Below are 22,582 nucleotides of genomic sequence, written 5' to 3' on the forward strand. Positions count from 1 at the left end.
CAAATTTTAATACGATAAAAGTTAATTTCTTTTATCCAGTCCCCAGGTAAGTTTACTACGCAGTGTAGATAAAAAACTATTCTCATTCAGCCTGATCAGGTTCACCCCGAATTTTTCTCGACGGATGGCCAGCTGGATACTCTTGTTCACGATCTCCCGGCGTGCGTCCAGGGCACAGATCACCTGGTCGGCCCGGCTCTCCACCTCAAACGAGATGACATTGGTATCCGGCACAATGATGGGGCGCACATTCAGGTTATGCGGCGCTACGGGGGTGATCACAAAACAAGCTGTTTCGGGAAACATGATGGGACCATTACAACTCATACTGTACCCGGTTGACCCGGTGGGCGTGGATACGATCAGCCCGTCTGCCCAGTAGGTATTCAGGAATTCACCGTTCAGATAGGTATGGATCTTCACCATCGGCGAAATGTCTCTTTTATGAATGGCAAATTCGTTCAGGGCAAAGGGAGTTTCACCAAACAGGGGCAGGTTCGACTCCAGGTGTATCAGCGACCTTTTATCGATCAGGTAGGTCCTGTTCACCAATGCATCTACGGCACTGGCCAATTCTTCTTTACTGATGCTGGCCAAAAAACCCAGCCTGCCAAAATTGATGCCCAGGATCGGAATATTCTTATTTTTTACCAGTGTAACCGTATCGAGCAATGTGCCATCCCCACCAAGACTGATGAGGCAGTCGATAGGCTCTTCCAGCTCGTCTGAACTGGCGAAAGGTGTCAGTTTTTCCTGCAAGTGGGCAGGCAGGGTGAACTGGTTCAGTAACTGGTGATAGATCAGAATGTTTATTTCGTAGCGGGTCAGTTCTTCCAGCAATACCAGCAAGGGGTTCTCCTGTTCAAAATCAAGACCACGGCTGTAGATAGCTACTTTCATTGAAGAATTTGAAAATTTGAAAATCTGTGAATGGACAAATGCCAGGCATTGTCAAATCAACTGATTTTCAAATCGATTTAAAAATCGTTTCTCGTCTGTAAATATAAGCCATCCTTACCCAGCTGGTTAAAGCTGTACTCGATTTTAAACACAAAATCATAGATGGAAACGATATCCATACCCAAACCCCATGTTCGTAGCAGCTTGTTATTCAACGTGTTACTAATATTCGGATTAGGGCTATATGCATAACCCAAATCGCCATAGGCTTTCAGGAAAATGCGGAAAGGGATCTTGTCATGGGTTTTGCTGGGGAAGGGGTTGCGCAGGATAAATGAAAGAACCTGTTTGTGAACCGTGGTCTTTAAGGCTGCACCCAGCATGCCGTCCACTACATTGTACTCCAGACCGCGCATCTGGTAAAAACCATAGCCAAGCAGCCGCTCATTCACAAAATAATTCCGGAAAGGTGCTTTGGCTATAGCCAGTCCTTCCAGATGAAGGAAACTGGTTTTGGTGAACGGTAACGTATAAACGGCCCTTGTTCCCAGCTGCCAGAAACCGACGGTATTATCCAGTCCGCGGCGATACAGGTTACCCTCGAACAGGAATCCTTTGGTGGGGTAAGGGATATAGTCTACGTTATAGTACTTATACTGGTAACTGAAATCCACAAAACGCAGGCGAGTACGGTTATCAGGGAAATAATTGGGATTGATCTTGAGAACGGTATCCGCAACCCGTTCATCATTATACGATACCCTGAAATAATGCCTTTGTTTTACATCCGGCCGGAATGAATAGGTAAAGTCGAAACGAAGCGCTTTTTTGGCAATGCCTTCCTGTTTGTAAAAAAGCTGTTTGTTATCGCCCGTGGCATAGTTGATCTCTTTCTGTGTGGCCGAAATGATACCTACATTAAAGCCCTGTTTGAGTTTCCGGTCGAAAAAAGGGAGGTTATACCGCAAGGTAAGCTGTTGGGTGTACCCATTGATCACCCAGATATCCAGGTTATCGTTACGGCCGGTGATATTGTTCTGGGTGAATTTGATCCCGTAGTTCACCCTTTCCAGGCTACGCTTCTGTTCCACCCACCACTGGTTGAAATTACGGTCTACCAATCTGAAATAAGGAAGCGGAAAAAAATACCAGCGTTCCTTAAGATCCACCTGTACCTGCAATACATTACCCTTACGCGAAGCCACGTATACGTCCACATCCACGAACAGGCTGGTATTCATGAGTTGTTGTTTGGCCAGTATCAGTTGCTCCTCCATACCCCCCTCTGTAAAACGGCTGCCTTTAACAAAAGGCAGTTCGCGGGTTACAATGAAGATCTTGGTACGTTTGTTTCCGGTGATAATGATATCGCCCACCATAACCGGCCGGTTCTGCGGGGCAATGGTATCGGCCTGTGGCACAGCAGCAGCAGAATCAGGTAAGTATTGGGCAGTAAGGGGTAACACAGATCCTACACACACCACCAGTAAAACAATAACACACGATAACCTCATCTGCGGAATTCAATTGATAATTGCGGTAAAAATAGGTGGATTGGGGAATATGGGGCCAGGAATATGCGTATATCTGTTTAAGCTGATGCAAACCAACGCACCAGTCCTGCATTTGCTTTACATATTCAGGTAAGAAAGCAGGTGGTTATAATTCTCTTTGAGTTCGTTGGTGTAGGTTTCTTCACCGAAATAATAACGTACCGCATAATCGTAACGCTGGAAGGTGGCCACAATATCTGATATTTCGATCTTGTTCACTTTCAGCGTAATTACTACCAGGCCGGTATCAGGTTCTGTGTATGTATTGAGTTGTGTGATATAGGCGTCGTTGGTCTCCACCAGCCGGTTCACCTCACCGAAAGAAAAATTCCGCTTCTCGGTTTCCAGTACAATGATGCCGCCTTTATCGTCATTACCCACAAAAGAAGAGAGTCTTCTGAGCAGGTCGCGGGCTGTGATCACACCCGACAGTTCCGATTGCGCCGTGATCACAGGCAGTAGGGATAATTCATGATCAGCAATGATCCGGAGGGCCGACAGGAAATATTCATCGCTTTTTACAGAAACTTTTTGCAGCGATGATTCCAGGGTGGCTACCAGACTACTCTCATCAGCATCGAGCAGATCGTCCTTACTGATCAGGCCGGCGTATTTTTCTTCGCTCAGTACCGGCAGGTGTAATACGTCGTACTCATCCATCAGCTGCAGCGCAAAGGATATCTTATCAAACAGGTTGATAGCGGGAAAACCGGAATTAATGAGTTGTGATGCCAGCATCTGTTCTTTTCTGCATATACGCTGCCAGCCAGGCCAGGGTTTCCGGCTATGACTTCAGCTTGTTTAAAAAACCTTCCAGTATCCTGTTGAATTCATCAGGTACTTCCATCATTGGGGCGTGACCGCATTTGTCTACAAAATGCAATTCACTGTTCGGTATCAGCCGGTTGAATTCCCTGCCTACAAAGGGCGGGGTGATGGTATCATTGTTGCCCCAGATCAGGCAGGTGGGCTGTTTGATCTGGTTCAATTCTTCACCCAGGTTATTTCGGATAGCGCTTTTGGCCAGCGCAATGATCTTGATCACTTTTAAACGGTTATTGGTGATCTCGAACACTTCGTCCACCAGTTCCTTGGTTGCCGTAGCGGGATCATAAAAAGTGACCTGTGTTTTCTTTTTGATGTATTCGTAGTCGCCCCGCTTGGGATAACTATCACCCATACCGTTTTCGAACAAACCACTGCTTCCGGTAAGAATCAGCGATTTGATGCGTTCCGGGTGTTTGAGGATATGCACCAGGGCCACATGTCCGCCCAGGGAGTTACCCAGGAGATGAATATTGCGATAGTCCCTTGTTTCGATGAATTTCTGTACGTGTTTTTCAAGCCCTCCCACGGATGTGTGAAAAATATCCAGGTCGAACAATGGCAACAGCGGAACCACCACTTTGTAGTTTCCTTTGAAATATTCGATCAGATCCTTGAAATTACTTAATGCGCCAAACAGACCATGTAATAACATCAGCGGCTCACCTTCTCCTACTTCAATGAACTTAAACTTATCCTGTTGTTTTATCTCGTAATTCATTAGTCAATTTCTTATACAAGCAGTGATTGGGATCGGTACAAATAAAAGGAAAATCACTCAAATACGAATAAATGAAAAACCACTTCTGTACCTGGCATTTGTAACCTTTGCTAAAGTACTGATTTTACGGCAAAAACAGGGATACCGGCCGGTATAGGTTTAACGATTATATAATCTTCGCCTGAACAGCGTCGAAGAATACCGACAGTTCTTCGAACATTCCCTTGAAAAAAGGAATTACTGCTCCAAACAGGTTGATGGCTTTAGGACCCCAGGGTTGTATGAACGCGTAGGTATAAGAAGTCTGAAAGGTCTCCGGTTTGATCCAGTGAATCTTTTCCGCATAAAAAAGCACTACACTGAACAGGGTTGTATACAGCACAGCGTACAGAAGTACGCCACTGAGTTTATTCAGCCAACCCAGCAATACCATTTCCATAGCCGACTGGATGAACATGGCGCCCAGTCTTACCAGCAATACCACCGCGATCATTACAAATATGAACGACAGGAATGGCAGCCAGGCAGCGGATATATGTGTACTCTCCCTCAGCCATTCTGCCACCAGTGTCGAGAATTTCATAGCCGCCGCCAGTCCGATAAGGATGCCCAGGAATGAAAAGACAGCTACCACAAAGCCATTGCGGAAGCCCTTGATCATGGCAAGGATCATGAGTATCAGGAAAATCACATCGATCAGCATGGCAAAAAGGGGTACCCCGCGGGTAGTGGCACCCCATACGCTTTTATTTGTTTAATAATTCTTTCACGGTTGCCGCCACTGCTTTGCCATCTGCCTTACCGGCCAGCTGTTTGGAAGCTACGCCCATTACTTTGCCCATATCCTGCGGACCTGCAGCACCCAGTTCGGCTATGATGGCGGCAACGGCTTGTTGTAATTCGGCCTCACTTAATTGTGCAGGCAGAAATTTTTCAATAACTGCAATCTCTTCTGATTCTTTGGCAGCAAGGTCTGCACGGTTCTGCTGTGTATAGATCTCCAGTGAATCCTTACGCGATTTCACCAGCTTCTGTAACAGTTTTAACTCGCCATCTTCTGTAACCTGCCCATTGGCTCCCGGTTCTGTTTTGGCCTTGATGATCTCTGCTTTAATAGCACGTAAACCACGAAGCAACGCTTCGTCTTTGGCTTTCATGGCATCTTTCATCTGTGCCATTACTTTTTCTTCTAAACTCATATCGAATGTTTTATTTGTTCTCTTTTACTTGGCTTTCCCTGAATTTTTTGTAGAAATCCCTGGCAAAAGCCTTCATATCTTCTACCAATTCCTTTTGCTGGGTGGCGCGCATATACGTGTCGGCCATACCCATGAAGGTCTGGTAGTAAAAATCGGCCATCTCATCCACCATCATTTCCTTGGTCCAGAGATCGATGCGCAGGGCACTTTTATCAGCCCCGTCCCAAAATGCCACCATCATTGATTTGGCTTGCTGCATCATGTCAGCAGTACTGTCGCTGGCATTCCATTGAATCTGTTGCGGCACTTTATTCTCATCTAATTCGATCTCTATCGAGATATTCGATTTATGCATGGTTCTTGTAATTTTCGGTTAATCGGAACTGCAAAAGTAACAAAACATCGGTTGCGGGGTATCCGGGTCATGATTTGGCCGCAGCAAGACAAATCTCCTGCCATAACTGTTCCGCCGAGTCATGCCAGCTGAAACGGGCAGCCTGTTCTTTACCTGCTTCCACCAAACGGCTCCGCAGCGATTCATCGCGGTATAGGTGCAGCATATGTTTGGCAATGGTATCCGGATCAGCCGGATCAGCATAGAGGGCTGCATCACCACCTACTTCGGGCATACTACTGGTATTGCTGGTGATCACCGGCACACCGCTCTGCATAGCTTCCAGCAGGGGCAGACCAAAACCTTCAAAATACGACGGGTATACCATCGCATAGGCCGCAGCAGTTAAACGGGCCAGCTGTTCATCAGGCTGGTAATCGAGCAGCACCACATCGTTCCGGTATTTATACGTTTTTAGTTTATCCAGCACTTCAGCATAACTCCAGGCAAGTCTGCCCACTACCAGCAGTTTCATATTACTGTGCTGCCATTTCTTAAAAAGCGAGAAAGCTTTCAGCAGGTTCAGCAGGTTCTTACGGGGATGGATACCTCCGGTAAACAGAAAATACTCCTTCCCATCTGAGTAAGTTTCTTTCACCTGTTCTTTCTCCTGCCAGGAGATGGGGGTAAAAATGTTGCGTGCCGCTCCTTTCACCAGTTTGATCTTCTCTGCCGGTATCTGGTATTTTCCCTGGATATCTGACCTGGTAAAATCCGAAACCGTAACTACTGTCCTGGCTTTTTTCAGGAAAGCAGCGGTAAAAAGCTGGTAATACCGCCGGTGATACCAGGGAAGGAACTGCGGGTGATGACGGAAAGCCAGATCGTGTACCAGTAATACCTGAGGGATAGAGGTTGTCAGGCTGGCAAAGCCAAAAGGTTGTAACCACACATCCACTTTTTTTCTCCGCAGTACCATCGGTGCTGCCACATCGTACCAGTATTTGAAAGCAAGCGGATGACGTGCCTGAGGCGACACAACCAGTGGCGTAATATTTTCTGCATAAACAAACTTTTGATCATATGTCCTGTCAAACAGGAAAATGAACTCATGTTCAGGATGTTGTTTGACCATCCGGCTCAGGATTTCATTGGCATAATGACCGTAGCCTTCCAGTTGGCCATTCTGCAGGAATATAGTGTTAACAGCGATCCGCATCTTCTGCAAAAGTAGGTGACACTGCCGCAAAACGGTTAAAATACATAAGCGAAATTATCTGTGCACTTTTTGCCACCAAAGGAACACTGAATGATCAAGTGAGCTCCATTCAACATTCATCATTCCTTGCTCATCATTCAATATTCATAGAATCCCTTGCCCGTTTTTCTTCCCAGTTCTCCCGCGGCTACTTTTTGTTGCTGTAAGGGCGAAGGGGTTAGGCGTTCGGGTTTACCGAGGGCTTCCCAGACAATCTGGCTGACACCATAATTGATATCCATGCCAATGAGATCCATCAGCCTAAACGGGCCCATTTTAAAACCTGATGCTTCCATGACAGTATCCACCGTTTGCATATCAGCAAGCCCCTCTTCCACCAGTTTCATAGCTTCAAGGTAATAATGACGGGCAACCCTGTTAACAATAAACCCTGGGGCATCTTTACAAACAACGGCAGTTTTACCCAATGTCACGGCTAAACTTGTAATGGTATCTATCACACCAGGATCTGTCTTTTCGGTATGGATCACTTCCACCAGTTTCATCAGGGGCGCGGGATTGAAAAAATGCATACCGACCACCCGCGCAGCATTCGGCACAGATGCTGCAATAGAAGAAACGGCAATGGAAGAAGTATTGGTGGCAAAAATGGTATCGGGCCTGTTCACTTTTGCCAGCTGATTAAACAGGTCAACCTTGGCATCCTGCTTTTCAACAATGGCTTCGATCACCAGATCGGCCACACAATCTGTTATTGCTGTGGTAAATACAAGACGGCTCATGGTTTCCGCTACAGTGGCAGCATCGATCTTTCCTTTCCCGCTTAGCCACTGCAGGTTTTTTTCGATAGCCTCACGGCTTTTTTCGAGCATAGCTGCACTTAAGTCAAACTGTATGGTGATATAGCCCGCCTGGGCCGTTAGCTGCGCAATACCGCTACCCATGGTACCGGCACCGCAAACACAGATCGTCTTGATGGTATGCATCCTTCTTTGTTTGCCGTAAAAGTACAGTATTGTCTTTTTCAATGCCTTTTGTAAGCTGTTAGGATACCTGATGCGGGTGAAACAGTGCTATTTTCATAAGATACTTACATCTTTTCCACCTACCAGCAAGCAGGGCTGAGTGAGCAGATGGGTTGTTGTATTTTTACTTCATGCAAAAAACACTGCAGCAACTCGATCTTTTTGGTTTCCCCATTGAAACAACGGTGCAGCCAAAGAAAAAAGAGAAGACCGTAAAAGCGGTGACAGCTCCTGTGGAAGCACCTGTGCTTGCTGAAAAAGAAGTGGTGCCCCTGCAAGTGCAGGAAGCAACCGAGCAAGTAGCCATCGTGGTAGACGAGCCCATCAGGCTTACCAGAACCGCTGCGCCTAAAAAGATAACGGTATCCAAAACTGCCGGTAAACGCGGCAGGAAATCTTTCAAAGAGATGGACAATGAGGCCGACCTGATAGAAGTACCCGAAGAAGATGTGCTGCGTCAGAAATTATATTACAGTATCAGTGAAGTGGCCAGCTGGTTCAAGGTAAACACTTCCCTGCTCCGCTACTGGGAAAACGAATTCGATATCCTGCAACCCCGTAAAACCCGTAAGGGAGACCGTTTGTTCCGTGTTGAGGACATCAAGAACCTGCAGCTGATCTATTTCCTGCTGCGCCAGCGCAAGTTTTCGATCGATGGTGCTAAGAACTACCTCAAGAACAATAAAAAGGAAGCGGATACACAGATACGGCTGATGGAATCGCTGACGAGGTTCAAATCTTTCCTGTTAGAATTAAAGACCAACCTGCAGGCTTAATAGCACGGCAATCTTTATTTTGACCTTACGATCACATCCGTATTGGCAGCGGCCAGTTCTATGCCTGATTTTTCCAACAATTCAATCAGCTCCAGGTTCACTGCTTCGCGCAGGCTGTTGAACTCTTCTATGGACTGCTGCATGGAAGTGAAATAATCCACTGCAATGATATGTGCTGTTTTACCGGTATCCATCAGATATACGATGGTATGCTCTACATCCGGTTTCTGCAGTACGGTACGAACAACAGGCAGCAACGTTCGCAGCTGCTGTGCTGTGGCAGACAAACTGATCTCCAGGCGCAACTCCACTTTCCGCTGGGTACGGAGGGTGATATTGTCCACGATCGTATCCACCATCTGTTTATTGGGCACCGAGATAAAAGTTTTGTCTGTTGTACGGATACGTGTACTGCGCAATCCGATCTTTTCAATATTACCCGTAAAGTTGTTCACTTTCACCAGGTCGCCCGTAATAAAGGGCTTATCGAAAAAGATGATGAACGATGCAATGAGATTCTCCATACTTTCCCTTGTTGCCAGTGCAACGGCAGCACCCACGATACTTAAACCGGTAAGCAGGTTGCCGATGTTCTTATTGAAAGAGAACCGCAGGATCAGCAGAATGCCAATGATCACCATGATCACTTTGAAGAAGTCCTTAAAAAATACAATCAGCTGGTTATCGGTCTGGTCCTTGGTGAGATTGGCTTTTTCTTCCAGGATCATGGCAATGAATTCGATCACACGCAGACAAAGCCAGATAAAAACTATGATCAGCGTAGTAGTGGCCAGCGAATCGATGAGTTGCTTGAAAGTGATGTGGTAGATGGTAAAATCAAGGGCAGAGGGGAACCTGAGTTTATCCAGTGTAATGATGGAAATGATCAGGACCAGAAAAACATCCAGGGGCTGCACTACCAGATCAAGGAATGACTGGCGCGCAATGTTCTTTGCCGCTTTGGCCACGATCTTATACAACAGCTTGGCCAGGTATTTGGAGATAAGCCGTTTGACCAGCAGTATCAGCAGTATGGTTCCCAACACATAGAGATAACTCTCGATGGTATTATCCAGAACCTTGTGCTGTAATAGGTTTTCCATAACTGCAAGTTACAATGCCCCGGGAAATTAACCTTCCCATTTGTGCAGCTGCACTTCTGTGCCATCAAAACTGGCATACGTAAAGTTACGGATCCAGTCGCCCAGGTTGATATACCTGCTGTTTTGCGGCAATGCAATGTTCAGGGGCAAGTGCCTGTGTCCAAAAATAAAATAGTCATACTGTACCTGTTGCAGCACTTCCTTACAGTAGATCACCAGCCATTCGTTCTCTTCGCCCAGGAACACTTCGTCCGAGCTTCCCGTCTTCTCACGGCTTTTCCGGCTGAAATAATTGGCAAGCCCGATACCCCAGGTTGGATGCAGCTGACCAAACAGCCACTGGCATAATGGGTTGCGGAATATTTTTTTGATGAACTTATACCCATGATCTCCCGGTCCCAATCCATCGCCATGACCGATGAGGAATTTTTTACCGTTCCATTCAAATACCTGTGGATGATGAAACACCGGGATATTCAGTTCCTGTTCAAAATATCCGCTCATCCACATATCGTGGTTACCCACAAACACATACACCGGGATACCGCTGTCGGTGATCTCGGCCAGTTTGCCCAGCAGGCGTGTGTACCCCCTGGGCACTACTTTTTTATACTCGTACCAGAAATCAAAAATATCGCCCACAATAAAAATGGCAGCAGCGCTGTGCCGGATATTTTCCAGGAAAGCCACCACTTTTTTCTCCCGTACCAAACTGCTGTCATGATCTGGTGCCCCTAAATGAAAATCGGAAAGGAAATAGATCTTTTTATCGGGTGATGCCGTCATACGGTTCCACTTTTTTGCTTGTCATGCAGGTACTGCAATACATCCCCACTTTCTAGCAGCGGTTTGCCGGTCACATCTCCGTTAAACCAGTATACCCAGGCCTGTGTTTGTTTGTCGGCCACATAGATGGTCGTAAGTTCTCTCCTGTAGAGGGCAGGCTCATTGTTCTCTGTATGCAAGCCTTCGTAATCATCCAGCTGGCCCATGGCCCAGGAAAATTCATCAGGATTGGTGATATGGTATAACTCGCCGATAATGAACAGCTCGGCATCCACGGGAATAGCTGCGGGATAATCACCCATATCGAACAGAGCCCCTTTCACTTTGGCATCGCTGATAAAAGTAAAATAGCGACTGATATACGCATACGCAGGATGATGGAACCCGCTTCGCAGTGATCCATATACAAACAGCTGGCCATTATTGGGATCCGTCATACAATCGTATTAATTGTCTACTAAAAAACAAAACACTTCTTTCGGGCCATGTACTCCCACCACCAGTGTTTTTTCAATATCGGCGGTGCGGCTGGGTCCTGTAGCCAGTGTTACCAGTGAAGGGAACTGCTGACCATAGCCTTCGCGAAGCTGTTGCAGGCTGTCGTTGATATCGTATACCAGTTGCCGGGTGTACGCGATGCAGATATGCACCGGGGCATATACACTTACTGTACGTCCGCTTTGCTGTGCACTGCTCATCACAATACTGCCCGTACGGGCCACCAGCGATTCACAGCCGGTGATAGATGCTTCGCAATGATTGAGGTCATCTGTATAGGGAAGATCCCATCCGCCTTTGGCCAGCAGATCTTGTATTGCGGTTTCGCGGGAATAGATCTTTGTCCACTTCCGGGAAGCTGCCAGTGCCCGCAACTGGTTCACCAGTTCCTGCTCATCGGCACAGAAAGAAAAACGGCCTTCCAGTTTACTGAAGTTCTCTGCAAATTCTATTTCCAGTTCCTGTTGCTGGGGCAGAAAAACAGAACCGTCCGCTCCTGCCGAGGGAAAAGGAACAGGCACTGGTTTGCCCAGTGCCTGTTTTATTTTACGCAGAATATTTTCTCTGGCATTGTTTGTCATTATCCGATCGTCGTGTTTTCTGAATGATCAATCCGCTCTCCGTCGAATTTCTTTTCACCAACAGGTTGCCCGTTATCGAGTTCCTCTTCGATCTCTATCAGCTTTTTCTCTTCAAAGGGCCGCTTGCCGATCAGGGTCTCCACATCACTTTTGTGCAGTACTTCCTTGTCAAGCAGTTCCTTTGCCAGTGTTTCCACTTCCTGTTTACGCTCGGTCAGCAGTTTCAGTGTACGCTGGTATGCATTATCGATAATACCTCTTACTTCCTCATCGATCAGTTTACCTGTTTCTTCGCTGAACGGTTTGGTAAAGGTATTCTCCTGCGAAGGATCGTAGAAACTTACATTTCCTATTTTCTTATTCATACCGTAAGCGGTAACCATACTATATGCGATCCGGGTGATCTGCTGCAGGTCATTGGCCGCACCGGTAGATATCTTGCCAAAGAAGATCTCTTCGGCAGCACGGCCGCCGAGGGTCATACAGATCTGGTCCATCAGCTGATCTGTATTATATAAGTACTGTTCTGTTGGCGTATACTGTGCGTAACCCAGTGCTGCGGTTCCCCTTGGTACGATGGTCACTTTTAACAGTGGATACGCATGTTCCAGGAACCAGCCGCACACTGCGTGCCCTGCTTCGTGATAAGCAATGATGGATTTCTCGTGCGGAGCGATGATCTTGTTCTTTTTCTCCAGTCCCCCGATCACACGGTCGATGGCATCCTGGAAATCAATCATTTCTACAGATTCTTTCCCTTTTCTTGCCGCGATCAGTGCCGCTTCGTTACATACGTTGGCGATATCGGCTCCGGCAAAACCCGGTGTCTGTTCAGCCAGTTTATGCAGGTCGAGCGATTCAGATATCTTGATGGGGAGCAGGTGCACTTTGAAGATGGTCTCCCTTCCCTTCACATCGGGTTTGTCGATAGAGATCTGGCGGTCGAAACGTCCGGGACGCAGCAGGGCCGTATCCAACACGTCGGGGCGGTTGGTAGCAGCCAGGATGATGATACCGGTATCGCCTCCAAAACCGTCCATCTCTACCAGCAGCTGGTTCAGGGTGTTCTCTCGCTCGTCGTTGCTCATGATGGCATTACGGCCACGGGCGCGACCGATGGCATCGATCTCATCGATGAATATGATACAGGGGGCTTTTTCGCGGGCCTGTTTAAAGAGGTCGCGCACACGGCTGGCGCCCACACCTACGAACATCTCCACAAAATCACTGCCGCTCAAACTGAAGAAAGGCACTTGCGCTTCACCCGCCATGGCTTTTGCCAGCAGGGTTTTACCCGTTCCGGGAGGACCTACCAGCAATGCACCTTTGGGGATCTTACCACCCAGTGCCGTATATTTTTTAGGGTTCTTCAGGAAATCCACGATCTCCATCACTTCCACTTTGGCTTCATCCAGACCGGCCACATCGGCAAATGTGATATTTACTTTGGCGCCTTTATCGAACAAAGTGGCTTTGGATTTACCAATACTGAAAATACCGCCCGGACCTCCGGCACCACCCTGGCCGCCCATCTTACGCATGAGCAGAACCCAAACGGCAATGATCAGCAACAATGAAATGACGGTATTGGCTACGGGACCAAACCATTCGCCTTCCGAAGTTACCCTTGCCGGAATTTCTTCCAGTGTGGGATTGTTTTTATAGATCTCGGTAAGCCTCTCCTGAAAACTCTTGATATCGTTCACTTCGAATTCGAACAAAGGAACGCCTTTCACCTTCTCTTTTGAGAGGATGGCTTTGGGCAGTTTTTCGGAATAGAATTTTTTGTAGATACTGTCCGGTTTGATGTAAACGCGTACCCTGTCCTTATTTTTAATCAGGTCAAGCTTCTCTACGTCGCCCTGCAGCAGCATTTTTTGTTTGAATTCCTGTTCCCAGGTCTGGGTGGTTTCAGGCGCAAATTTCATGAACTGGGCAAATAACAGCACCACTGCTATGATCGCATAGATCCAGTATATATTAAACTTGGGTCCCTTTCGTGAACCATCGCCTTTATCAGGCCCACCTATTCTTGCATTTTTGTTTTCCTGTGACATATCAAAATCCCTCTGTAATAACTACGGTTTCTATGGTAAACGAATAACTGTTTGGTATATTTTAAATCCTACAGGTCGTGCAGCTGCGATGCCGCATCGCTCCACATTTCTTCCAGTTTGTAGAATTTTCTTGCTTCGGGGTGCATTACATGAACCACTATGTTCACATAATCGATCAAAACCCATTGTAATGCCTGGCGTCCCTCATGTTTATAGGGTGCTTCACCGCACTTTTCTTTCACTTCATGCTCAACAAAATCACAGATAGCTTTTACCTGTGTGGTACTGGAGGCTTCGCATACGATAAAGAAATCTGCAGAAGCTTCCGGTATTTTCCGGAGGTCGAGACTGATGATATGCTCTCCCTTTTTATCCTGGATGGCTTTGATAATCGTTTTGAAGATCTTTGAATTGCGCGTAAGCCGGGTGATCTGGCTTTTTTCACGGCTTTGTAAAACAGAAAGAGGTTCCAATAATCGATCGGATTTAAGTTGTTAATTAGGTTCCTGCCCGGACGGCTTCTACTGCTTTTTCTGTGGCTGTATGACCGGCTGGACTAACTTCGTCAAAAATACTAATTCTTTGTTACCCTCAGATACCAAAACTACCATCGGGCAACCTTTCATGGAATTGGCTTCGGTAGAAAGTACCAACATCTATGCCATGGAGCTGTTACAGGCTAATTTGGCCGGTCATGGCGCTGCGTTCTTTGCCCACCACCAAACTGCCGGAAAAGGCCAGCGGGGCCGCAGTTGGACAGCCGAGCCCGGCCAGAACATCGCTTTATCCGTGATCATAGATGCCTCTTTCCTTACCATAACCCACCAGTTCCCTTTAAGTTCGATGGCAGCAGTAGCATCTTATGATTTCTTTAGCAATTATGCAGGTGATGAAACACGCATCAAATGGCCAAATGACCTTTACTGGCGTGACAGAAAGGCAGGGGGTATTTTGATCGAAAACCTGGTCAGGGGCAATAAATGGCAGGGGTCGGTGGTAGGTATCGGTATCAATCTTAACCAGACCGTTTTCCCGCCACTGGCGCGTAACCCCGTTTCACTGAAACAGATCACGGGTAAACAGTCCGATCCTGTAACCATGGCCAGGGAACTTTGCGGTTGCCTGGAAAAACGTTTTGTACAGCTAAAAAACGGGGATGAAGCGGGTTTACTGGAGGCATACAACCGGGTCCTCTACAAACGGGAGGAGGAAGTGAGACTCAGATATGGCTCTGTCGGTTTTTATGGCCGTATACAGGAAGTTACAGCCGATGGCGATTTACGGGTAAGCGGCGGATGGAAAGACCGGTTCCGCTTTGGGGAGCTGGAGTGGGTCATTGAATGATCTTTTCCAACAGCAGGTTCTTTTTATCCTGCGCCAGGTATACTTCTGCATCATTACTCATCATCAGGATAAACTCTTTTTTATCTACTTTTTTGATGTGGTTCAGGTTAACAATATAACTTCTGTGTGTTCTGAAAAAAGGACCGTTGCTTTCGAGGAATTCAAAGTCAATCAGTTTTTTGGTAATGGTCAGCACCCCGTGCGATGTGGTATAAAACCGGGTATAACTTCCCTCTGCCTGCATGTAAATAATATCTTCCATGCGCACCACGAAAATGGTTTCTGCCGTCTGCAGCACAATTTTTTTATCCAGCTGGTTGGTAAAGTTCTCTTTCAGTACCTGGTACTGCCGGCTCTCTGAGGCAACAGAGGGTTCTTCAATATTGATCTTTTTCAATGCACGGGCCAGGTGTTCCAGCCGTACCGGCTTCAGGATATAGTCTACTGCAGAGGTTTCAAAAGCCCGTAAAGAGTGTTCGCTGTATGCCGTAACGAAAATAATCCTGAACCGGAGGTGTTGTTCATCAAAAAAATCGAGCAGTTCAAAACCGCTATACCCCGGCATGGCAATATCCAGAAAAACCACATCGGGCTTAAACCGGTTGATCGCTTTTACTGCTTCCGGCACACTTTTACATTCGCCCACTATTTCCACCTGGCTAAAATTCTCCTCCAGTAAACCCCTTAATGCCCGGCGTGCGTTGGGTTCATCATCTACAATAATAGCGCTAATCTTCTGCATTGAGTTCCGAAGGTAGCTTTGCTTAGTATGTGGCATGGCGCAATTTTTTTGTCAGCCCCTGTTATGATATGACAGGCGATATTTTTTTCATAAAGCATCCGGATCGTGGGTGTAATCGGGTATCAACAGCTCTACGCGGGTACCCAACGGCTGTTGCATTTCATCTACTTTATCGATGATCCTGCAAGTGATCTTTTGTTTGTATAAACTGTTGAACAGGTCCATTCTTTCATTCAACGCCACCGTAGCGAAGCTAAAGGGCTTGTTCTTGCTTCGTTTATTGATTTCCATAGAATTCGCTCTTCCGATACCATTATCGTCAATGATTACTTTCAGCCCCCCGGCTTCTTTTTCGAACTGTATCAACACTTCCTTATAGCCCTTTTTATGCATGAGCCCATGTTTTACTGCGTTCTCGGCAAATGGCTGCAACATCAGCGAAGGCACATATACAAAAGAGAGATCGTCCAGATTCACCAGGTTTATATGGTATTCAAACCCTCCGTCAAAACGGGCTTTCTCCAGTTCCAGGTACAAGCGCAGGTTGTCTATTTCATCCTGCAAGGGCAATAATTGTTTATCACTGGCCTGCAGGGTCTTCCGCATCAGGTCGCTGAAATTACCCAGCAGTTCGCCGGCTTCGGTTTTACGGTTGCCATACACCAGTCCCTGTACCGTATTCAACACATTATAGAGGAAGTGCGGATTCATCTGTGCCCGCAGGGCCACCAGCTGGCTTTTCAATAACTGCGCTTTTATTTCCTGCCGTTTCAATAAACTCACTTTCCATTGCTGTAAAAACAACCATGACAATATACTTATTACCACCAAAAGCAGCAGAAAAAACCAGGCTTTCTGCCAGAACGGTTTAGATACTGTAAATGCAAAACTTTTGGTTTCACTTTTATAATTGTGTCCTGCAAGGGCCTTGATCTCAAAAACATAATTACCCGGTGAAAGACGATTAAACGTTAACTGGTTGGTGAAATTGCCTATTGAGCGCCAGATGGTATCGATACCTTTTAAGCGGTATTGATAGGTCAGTGCATTGGATGAGAGATAGTGCAGCGCCTCAAAATAGAATACAATATCCCTGTTTTTATCAGGTAAAATATCATTGTTGTTTAACGCTGTGCCATTACTGCTCGCCTTCAGCAGGGGGAATTTGATCTGGAAATTGAAATATTTAGGTAAATTATACCTGATCAGTATACCTGATGGTGTGGCGAACAGAATCTTCCCTTTCTGTATGATAAAATCGTTAATGATGGTACTGGTTAAACCATAATCTTCCAGATAGTTACTGACAATATCTTTTTCCGTATCAATACGATCCAATCCGCCATCCGTCAGTACCCATATATATTGGTCTTTCCGAAGCAGTTTCCAGATATTGTCGCTGCTGAGGCCGTCCCGGCTTGTATAGGTTTTCTAAACTTTACCATTCCGAATAAACATGACCCCTCTGGTGGAAGTGCCCGCCACCAGGTCTCCATTGGGCAGCTGTAACAACGATTTGGCAATAACCGGATCTCCACGTTCATCTTTAAGTATACGTATTGAATCCTGGTCATAATGATACTCATATAACCCATCGTCATATCCCACCCAGAAGCATTCTTTTTTATTTGATGACAGAACAGAAAGGGCTCTTTTGGGTCGCAGCAGGATCGATTCAAAAATGCCCTGGAAATGGATCGTATCCTTGATGAATTTATGATACAGTTTGCAATTCGGTTCGGGTCTTCTGTGTTTTGAGCCGAATTTATCATTGATCACATAGGCTCCGTTAAATACGGCATACACAAGGTTTCCGTAACGGTCACGGGTAACTCCTTTATTAAAATCCATGATCTCTACGGGCTCTTTCGAATCACGCTTGAATACGCCACGGTTAGAAATGATCATGTTAGACAGTGAATCGTAACTGATAAATTCTGTCTGCCTTTCCCGCATCAGGTTGTAGCGCAGGTGCTCCTTTGTTTCAAGATTTGTTTTCGTAAGCAGTCCATGGCTGTTCCCCGTAACAATTTCTCCATTGGGCAATCCTGCCAGTTTGGTAAAATTATCCAACAGCGGGTCATTATAGATCTTCAACATGGTGTTATACAGGGAGGCGCACATAAACACACCGTTATCCAATGTACTGAACCAGTAATTGCCCTGGTAATCCTTCACCACATCCGAAACTCTTTCATTCGGAAAATAACATTTTACTTCTCCTGTTTCCGGTGTCCATTTATAGGCTCCGCTTTGTGTACAGAGCCAAAAATCTTTACTATCGATACAGATCGCCTGAAAAATATACACGTCTGCGGGAAGATCTATCCTGGGCAACTGTACTGTACTGTCTCCTGTTATGATCTCGATCGGCGCTTTTCTTTCAAACCCAATTCCCAATCCCAGTAATCTATTTTTCCCGTCTACCAGCCTGAAATCATGGTAAGATTGTTTCAGATTAAGCCATTTGTTCTGCAACGATGAAAACAGGAATCCGCTGTTAGAAAAAGCATAGTATTGGCCTTTATAGTGCAGTGAACTGATGACGGGATCAAACAATAATGGCGCATTAATTATATCAAGCAATCGGTGATTGCTTTTATCAACCCGGTAAATATTTTTAAACGACTGGAATTTGATATCATTTGCACCAACCACCACATTCTGAAAGGTAACTGGTCCGATATGGACATCTTTATCGGTTATAAACCTGCGGAGCGTATCTTTCTGAAAAAAGAAAAGCTGGTTATAAAAGTTCATACACCAGATAGTGCCCTGCGCATCTTCCTGGAGGTAACTGACCGCTTTAAACGAGGTATTATCGAATGGAACGGCAACGAAAGTACGGCCATTAAACCGGTATAAGCCCCTGTCTGTACCCAGCCATACATACCCCTTGCTATCGGTCAGCATATCATATACCACCTGGGTGGGCAACTGCTCGGGGTAGTTCAGTTTTTTTGCATACGGAAACTGCCCCTTTAGCTGGGAAAAGAACATAAGCAGTAAAATGACCGGTACAATCCGCATCTGGGCTGTTTTTACTAAACAAACAGTGATTTAAAGTTAACTGCTGTTATTGATAATCAGGCTTTTTTGAGGGTTCTACCCTGTTTTTTACCAAAAAACTGCTTTGGTAAATAAACCTACCTATTTCATGGGATAAAAGTGGTGATTGGCAAAAAAAAGCATAAATCAAAAATATATTGCTGCAACTTACACCCGTTACTTAATCAGTAATAATTGGGGGTAAGAGAGCTGCATCAACTGCAGCTTTCTTCATTTCTGGCCTATCCTGCGGTTTTTTCGGTTTCCATTGTACTTTGCACTATCTTTTACATTTACCAACAATGACAATGGACCCTATAAAACTTACGCAATTCTCTCATGGTGCCGGCTGTGGCTGTAAAATTGCCCCCGCTGTTCTGGATACAATACTGCAAAGCCGCCTGTCTTTTTCCGATAACAAGAACCTGTTGGTAGGTAACAGCAGCAAAGACGATGCTGCCGTATACGACCTGGGTAACGGTACCGCACTGATCAGTACTACCGACTTTTTTACACCGATCGTTGATGATGCTTTTGCCTTTGGCCGTATTGCCGGAGCCAACGCCATCAGTGATGTATATGCCATGGGAGGCAAACCTTTGCTGGCTATTGCCATCCTGGGCTGGCCCGTAGAAAAATTACCCGCTGAACTGGCGCAACAGGTACTGGAAGGTGCCCGTGAGATCTGTGCAGAAGCCGGTATCCCGCTGGCGGGCGGACACAGCATTGACAGTCCTGAACCCATTTTTGGCCTGGCTGTGAACGGACTCATAGGAATTGACCAGCTGAAGCAAAACAGCACCGCCCGGGAAGGCGACCTGCTTTTACTTACCAAACCGCTGGGCGTAGGCATCCTGTCTACCGCCCAGAAAAGGAATGTACTGAAAGAAGAACATCTTCCCCTCATGATCAAACAACTGGGCACATTGAACAAAACCGGCGAATCTCTCGGAAAAATAAAAGGTGTACACGCGATGACCGATGTGACCGGTTTTGGTTTGCTGGGCCACCTGATAGAAATGGCTGAAGGCAGCAAACTGGGAGCCGAACTGGTATACCAGCAGATCCCCATACTGGCGGCAGCCAAAGAATACCTGCCCCAACGCATTGTACCGGATGCTACTTACCGTAACTGGAACGGCTATAGCAGCAAAGTGGGTTTTGGTCCTGGTGTGAATGTAATGGAAGCTTTCACCATTTTACCCGATCCCCAAACCAATGGCGGTTTACTGATCGCTGTTGCCCCGGAAGCACTGGCAGAAGTGCAGGAAGTGCTGAAAGAACAAGGACTGGCAGATTTCACAGAGCCCATTGGTATCATGACCCAGGCATTCGAAAAAACAGTGACCGTAAAATAGGGCTCTTTTAATGATTGAGTGGCAGCAGGCCATCTATTTTACGGGCCAGTGCGCGGTCTTTTTCAGTAACGATATTGCCCGCATCATGGGTGTTGAGCCAGATCTCCACCGTGTTCCATACATTGGTCCAGCGGGGATGATGATCGGCTTTTTCGGCTTCGATCGCCACCCGGGTCATGAAAGCAAATGCCTCAGAAAAATCGCTGAACACGAATTTTCTGTAGAGCGTATCGTTCTCTTCTGTCCACATATGAAGTGATTTAGCTGTGTCGCATTAAAATACCATATTCCCCTTGTTCCTGATCTGCTCGTTGGTAAGCTCGGCCACCAATTGTACCCCGTTGATGTTCTTGACGGATTGTTTGATCCAGTCGCATTTTTCATCATCCACCAGATCTCCTTTCATCAGCCATAAAAAATCCATGTGTTTGAATTCGGGTAACAGGTACTCGCCGTCGAACTGGTTGTGGTACAGGTAATGTACCAGGAAACTGTTGGGTTCTATCGACTGGTACACGGAAAAATAATAACTGCGCTCCTTTTTGCGCAGGTGGATCTCGATATCGTTATTCAGCCTGAAATCGTATCCCAGCTGGTTATTCAGTTGCAGACAGAACTGGTAGTTCTTCACCGGGGCGGTTATGCCCAGTAAACGGGTGTCTTCAAAGAAGTCATCATTCAGTTCATCTACATTCAGGCGAAGACGCATATAAAACTGTATTGTCCTTTGCGTGGCTCAGCGTTATCACCAACAATGCGTGAAGACTGTTCACCGCAGAGCCGGGGAGAGCGGAGAGGTTACGCAGAGAGGTGATTTAAAATACGATGTCGAATGTTTTTTCTTCGTTGCCTCTTTTGATCTTCAGCCGGGTTTTATCGCCCTTGTTGAATTTACCAAGAGATTGCATATAACTGTTCACGTCTACAAAACTAAACTCTCCCAACTGCAAAAGTATATCTCCTGCCTGCAGGCCCAGTTTCTCGGCCAGTTTACCCGGACTAACCCCATCAATCCGCATGCCGGTTCCGGTAAAACCATAATCGGGTATTACCCCCAGGCTCACTTTAAAGCCGCTGCTGCGGCCTGTTTGTGCATCACGCGTTTTGGTAAAGGGCAGTTTGCCTTTGCTGTCGGCTGTTTCGATGATCTGGTATACCAGTTTCACAATATCACGCTGAGTGGTGTAATTGATCTTGTCCCAATCGTCGGTGGCTTTGTGGTAATCGCTGTGACTGCCGGTGAAAAAGAACAGCACCGGCATGTCTTTCCGGTAAAAGGCAGCATGGTCGCTGGGACCGCTTCCGGTACTGTCGAATTTTACCAGCAGGTTATGGTGCATGGTCGGCAGCAACTCTCCCCAAACCGGGGAAGTGCCGTATCCGCCAATTGTCAGCTTGTGTGAGGTGTCGTACCGTCCCACCATATCCATGTTGATCATATAATTAGGTGTGATCGTGGTGGTCGGGTTCTCCAGCCAGTATTTACTTCCAAGCAGGCCCAGTTCTTCTCCTGAAAAATGGAGGATAAGATAATTGTTATTTGCAGGTGCTTTTTTCTTCAGCATACTGGCCAGTTCTATCAGGGCAGCAGTGCCGCTGGCATTGTCATCGGCGCCATTATGGATCACATATCCTGTGTCAAGTGCTGTTTTATCTTCCCCATAACCCAGGTGATCATAATGGGCTCCCAGGATCACCGTAGTGGTCGCATGGTTATTGATAAAACCCACGAGGTTGCGGGCAGTGCGTGTTTTTTCAGTGAAACTTAGCACCAGTTCCATTTCCAGTGTGGCCGAATGATCTGAGAAATGTTTTTCATACCCTTCCCTGGTGATATAAATTACCGGGATCTTAACCGGCTGGCTTTTATCATTCTTATTATAACGGACATTATCAGTGATCGTTGAACTGTTATACAGGAACAGGGCCGTAGCACCCTTGGCCGCTACTTTGTCGGCCAATTTTTTGATCTCCTCGTTGATCTCAAAATGCGGGTTGTTCTTATTTTCTTCCAGCAGGTCTTTCAGGTCTTTGAACCAGGGTTGTTTGGCTTCGCTGAGCGCCATGGCAGGACTCCCTTTGATGCTGGCGGATGCGCTGAAAGCGAGGGGTTGGTATTCTCTGGCCAGTTCCAGTGTTTTACCTTCCACGGTAAGGAAAGAACCGGCTGCCACCTGGCGGCCTTCTTCTACCGGGAACTCCTGTATATATCCTTTGTTTCCTTTGGGTTCAAGTCCCAGGCGGGTATACTGGTCAATGATATATTGCATGGCCAGTTCTTCTCCCGGAGATCCAGCCCTTCTGCCTTCCAGTTTATCATCTGCCAGGTATTGTACATGAGCCGACAGGTTGGTCACCAGTTCTGCATTGGCTTTTTCCTCGGCAAGGCGTTTTTTTCTTTTGCTTTGGGCCAACGAAAACACAGGTAGCAGTACCAGTACCAGCAGTAATTTTTTCATACAGAGTTCATTTATGCCGCAAAAATAAGTGGATGATATGGTGTTACTGCCGGC

24 protein-coding genes are annotated in these 22,582 nt (G+C 46.5%); 3 read left to right on the forward strand and 21 right to left on the reverse strand.

The window, feature by feature from the left end:
* Positions 1-21: 21 nt before the first annotated feature.
* The 9 genes from ACH3Y6_RS01965 to ACH3Y6_RS02005 all read right to left on the reverse strand — a co-directional run bounded on the left by ACH3Y6_RS01965 (position 22) and on the right by ACH3Y6_RS02005 (position 7,779).
* A complete protein-coding gene (locus ACH3Y6_RS01965; protein WP_490833886.1) occupies positions 22-900 on the reverse strand; it encodes an NAD kinase in 879 nt (292 codons plus the stop codon).
* 77 nt (positions 901-977) lie between these two features.
* Positions 978-2,414 (reverse strand): BamA/TamA family outer membrane protein, encoded by a 1,437-nt coding sequence (locus ACH3Y6_RS01970; RefSeq protein ID WP_490833887.1) that lies wholly within the window; start codon positions 2,412-2,414, stop codon positions 978-980.
* A gap of 117 nt (positions 2,415-2,531) precedes the next feature.
* Positions 2,532-3,191, reverse strand: a complete 660-nt coding sequence (locus tag ACH3Y6_RS01975) for a CBS domain-containing protein (protein WP_490833888.1) — start codon at positions 3,189-3,191, stop codon at positions 2,532-2,534.
* Positions 3,192-3,237: 46 nt separating this feature from the next.
* Positions 3,238-3,999 carry an alpha/beta fold hydrolase gene (locus tag ACH3Y6_RS01980; protein WP_490833889.1) on the reverse strand — a complete coding sequence of 254 codons (762 nt, stop codon included), beginning with the start codon at positions 3,997-3,999 and terminating at the stop codon, positions 3,238-3,240.
* A gap of 166 nt (positions 4,000-4,165) precedes the next feature.
* Positions 4,166-4,702 carry a CvpA family protein gene (locus ACH3Y6_RS01985; protein WP_490833890.1) on the reverse strand — a complete coding sequence of 179 codons (537 nt, stop codon included), beginning with the start codon at positions 4,700-4,702 and terminating at the stop codon, positions 4,166-4,168.
* A 43-nt stretch (positions 4,703-4,745) separates the two neighbouring features.
* The gene (locus ACH3Y6_RS01990; RefSeq protein ID WP_490833891.1) at positions 4,746-5,198 is read right to left on the reverse strand and encodes a GatB/YqeY domain-containing protein; all 453 of its coding nucleotides are present in this window, start codon (positions 5,196-5,198) and stop codon (positions 4,746-4,748) included.
* A 10-nt stretch (positions 5,199-5,208) separates the two neighbouring features.
* Positions 5,209-5,553, reverse strand: coding sequence for a gliding motility protein GldC (gldC, locus tag ACH3Y6_RS01995; RefSeq protein WP_490833892.1), 345 nt, complete (start codon positions 5,551-5,553; stop codon positions 5,209-5,211).
* A 67-nt stretch (positions 5,554-5,620) separates the two neighbouring features.
* Entirely contained in the window at positions 5,621-6,751 is a 1,131-nt protein-coding gene (locus ACH3Y6_RS02000) for a glycosyltransferase family 4 protein (RefSeq protein ID WP_490833893.1), read from the reverse strand.
* A gap of 137 nt (positions 6,752-6,888) precedes the next feature.
* The gene (locus tag ACH3Y6_RS02005; protein WP_490833894.1) at positions 6,889-7,779 is read right to left on the reverse strand and encodes a 3-hydroxyacyl-CoA dehydrogenase family protein; all 891 of its coding nucleotides are present in this window, start codon (positions 7,777-7,779) and stop codon (positions 6,889-6,891) included.
* A gap of 128 nt (positions 7,780-7,907) precedes the next feature.
* Between ACH3Y6_RS02005 and ACH3Y6_RS02010 the strand changes: the two genes are divergently transcribed.
* Positions 7,908-8,552, forward strand: coding sequence for a MerR family transcriptional regulator (locus ACH3Y6_RS02010; protein ID WP_490833895.1), 645 nt, complete (start codon positions 7,908-7,910; stop codon positions 8,550-8,552).
* Positions 8,553-8,566: 14 nt separating this feature from the next.
* On the opposite strand, the gene ACH3Y6_RS02015 is transcribed toward ACH3Y6_RS02010, so the two are convergent.
* The 6 genes from ACH3Y6_RS02015 to rsfS all read right to left on the reverse strand — a co-directional run bounded on the left by ACH3Y6_RS02015 (position 8,567) and on the right by rsfS (position 14,050).
* Complete coding sequence (locus ACH3Y6_RS02015; protein ID WP_490833896.1) at positions 8,567-9,655, reverse strand: mechanosensitive ion channel family protein; 1,089 nt, start codon at positions 9,653-9,655, stop codon at positions 8,567-8,569.
* Between the two features lie 27 nt (positions 9,656-9,682).
* A complete protein-coding gene (locus ACH3Y6_RS02020) occupies positions 9,683-10,441 on the reverse strand; it encodes a UDP-2,3-diacylglucosamine diphosphatase (RefSeq protein ID WP_490833897.1) in 759 nt (252 codons plus the stop codon).
* Complete coding sequence (locus ACH3Y6_RS02025) at positions 10,438-10,878, reverse strand: gamma-glutamylcyclotransferase family protein (protein WP_490833898.1); 441 nt, start codon at positions 10,876-10,878, stop codon at positions 10,438-10,440. The genes ACH3Y6_RS02020 and ACH3Y6_RS02025 overlap by 4 nt, the downstream gene beginning before the upstream one ends.
* Before the next feature lie 9 nt (positions 10,879-10,887).
* Positions 10,888-11,520, reverse strand: a complete 633-nt coding sequence (locus tag ACH3Y6_RS02030; protein ID WP_490833899.1) for a LutC/YkgG family protein — start codon at positions 11,518-11,520, stop codon at positions 10,888-10,890.
* The gene (ftsH, locus tag ACH3Y6_RS02035; protein ID WP_490833900.1) at positions 11,520-13,577 is read right to left on the reverse strand and encodes an ATP-dependent zinc metalloprotease FtsH; all 2,058 of its coding nucleotides are present in this window, start codon (positions 13,575-13,577) and stop codon (positions 11,520-11,522) included. Before ftsH ends, ACH3Y6_RS02030 begins: the two co-directional genes overlap by 1 nt.
* 68 nt (positions 13,578-13,645) lie before the next feature.
* Positions 13,646-14,050, reverse strand: a complete 405-nt coding sequence (gene rsfS / locus ACH3Y6_RS02040; RefSeq protein ID WP_490833901.1) for a ribosome silencing factor — start codon at positions 14,048-14,050, stop codon at positions 13,646-13,648.
* A 109-nt stretch (positions 14,051-14,159) separates the two neighbouring features.
* Between rsfS and ACH3Y6_RS02045 the strand changes: the two genes are divergently transcribed.
* A complete protein-coding gene (locus ACH3Y6_RS02045; protein ID WP_490833902.1) occupies positions 14,160-14,921 on the forward strand; it encodes a biotin--[acetyl-CoA-carboxylase] ligase in 762 nt (253 codons plus the stop codon).
* On the opposite strand, the gene ACH3Y6_RS02050 is transcribed toward ACH3Y6_RS02045, so the two are convergent.
* The 3 genes from ACH3Y6_RS02050 to ACH3Y6_RS02060 all read right to left on the reverse strand — a co-directional run bounded on the left by ACH3Y6_RS02050 (position 14,911) and on the right by ACH3Y6_RS02060 (position 18,693).
* The gene (locus ACH3Y6_RS02050; protein WP_490833903.1) at positions 14,911-15,663 is read right to left on the reverse strand and encodes a LytR/AlgR family response regulator transcription factor; all 753 of its coding nucleotides are present in this window, start codon (positions 15,661-15,663) and stop codon (positions 14,911-14,913) included. The genes ACH3Y6_RS02045 and ACH3Y6_RS02050 overlap by 11 nt on opposite strands.
* Before the next feature lie 87 nt (positions 15,664-15,750).
* Positions 15,751-17,001, reverse strand: coding sequence for a sensor histidine kinase (locus tag ACH3Y6_RS02055; protein ID WP_490833904.1), 1,251 nt, complete (start codon positions 16,999-17,001; stop codon positions 15,751-15,753).
* A 93-nt stretch (positions 17,002-17,094) separates the two neighbouring features.
* Complete coding sequence (locus tag ACH3Y6_RS02060; RefSeq protein ID WP_490833905.1) at positions 17,095-18,693, reverse strand: two-component regulator propeller domain-containing protein; 1,599 nt, start codon at positions 18,691-18,693, stop codon at positions 17,095-17,097.
* A 326-nt stretch (positions 18,694-19,019) separates the two neighbouring features.
* Between ACH3Y6_RS02060 and selD the strand changes: the two genes are divergently transcribed.
* A complete protein-coding gene (gene selD / locus ACH3Y6_RS02065) occupies positions 19,020-20,069 on the forward strand; it encodes a selenide, water dikinase SelD (RefSeq protein WP_490833906.1) in 1,050 nt (349 codons plus the stop codon).
* Between the two features lie 7 nt (positions 20,070-20,076).
* On the opposite strand, the gene ACH3Y6_RS02070 is transcribed toward selD, so the two are convergent.
* The 3 genes from ACH3Y6_RS02070 to ACH3Y6_RS02080 form a co-directional block, all read right to left on the reverse strand.
* Entirely contained in the window at positions 20,077-20,319 is a 243-nt protein-coding gene (locus tag ACH3Y6_RS02070) for a 4a-hydroxytetrahydrobiopterin dehydratase (RefSeq protein ID WP_490833907.1), read from the reverse strand.
* A gap of 24 nt (positions 20,320-20,343) precedes the next feature.
* Positions 20,344-20,778, reverse strand: coding sequence for an IPExxxVDY family protein (locus ACH3Y6_RS02075; protein WP_490833908.1), 435 nt, complete (start codon positions 20,776-20,778; stop codon positions 20,344-20,346).
* Between the two features lie 106 nt (positions 20,779-20,884).
* A complete protein-coding gene (locus tag ACH3Y6_RS02080; RefSeq protein ID WP_490833909.1) occupies positions 20,885-22,528 on the reverse strand; it encodes a M28 family peptidase in 1,644 nt (547 codons plus the stop codon).
* Positions 22,529-22,582 lie beyond the last annotated feature (54 nt).

This window comes from Sediminibacterium sp. FW305-C-269 (assembly GCF_058231045.1).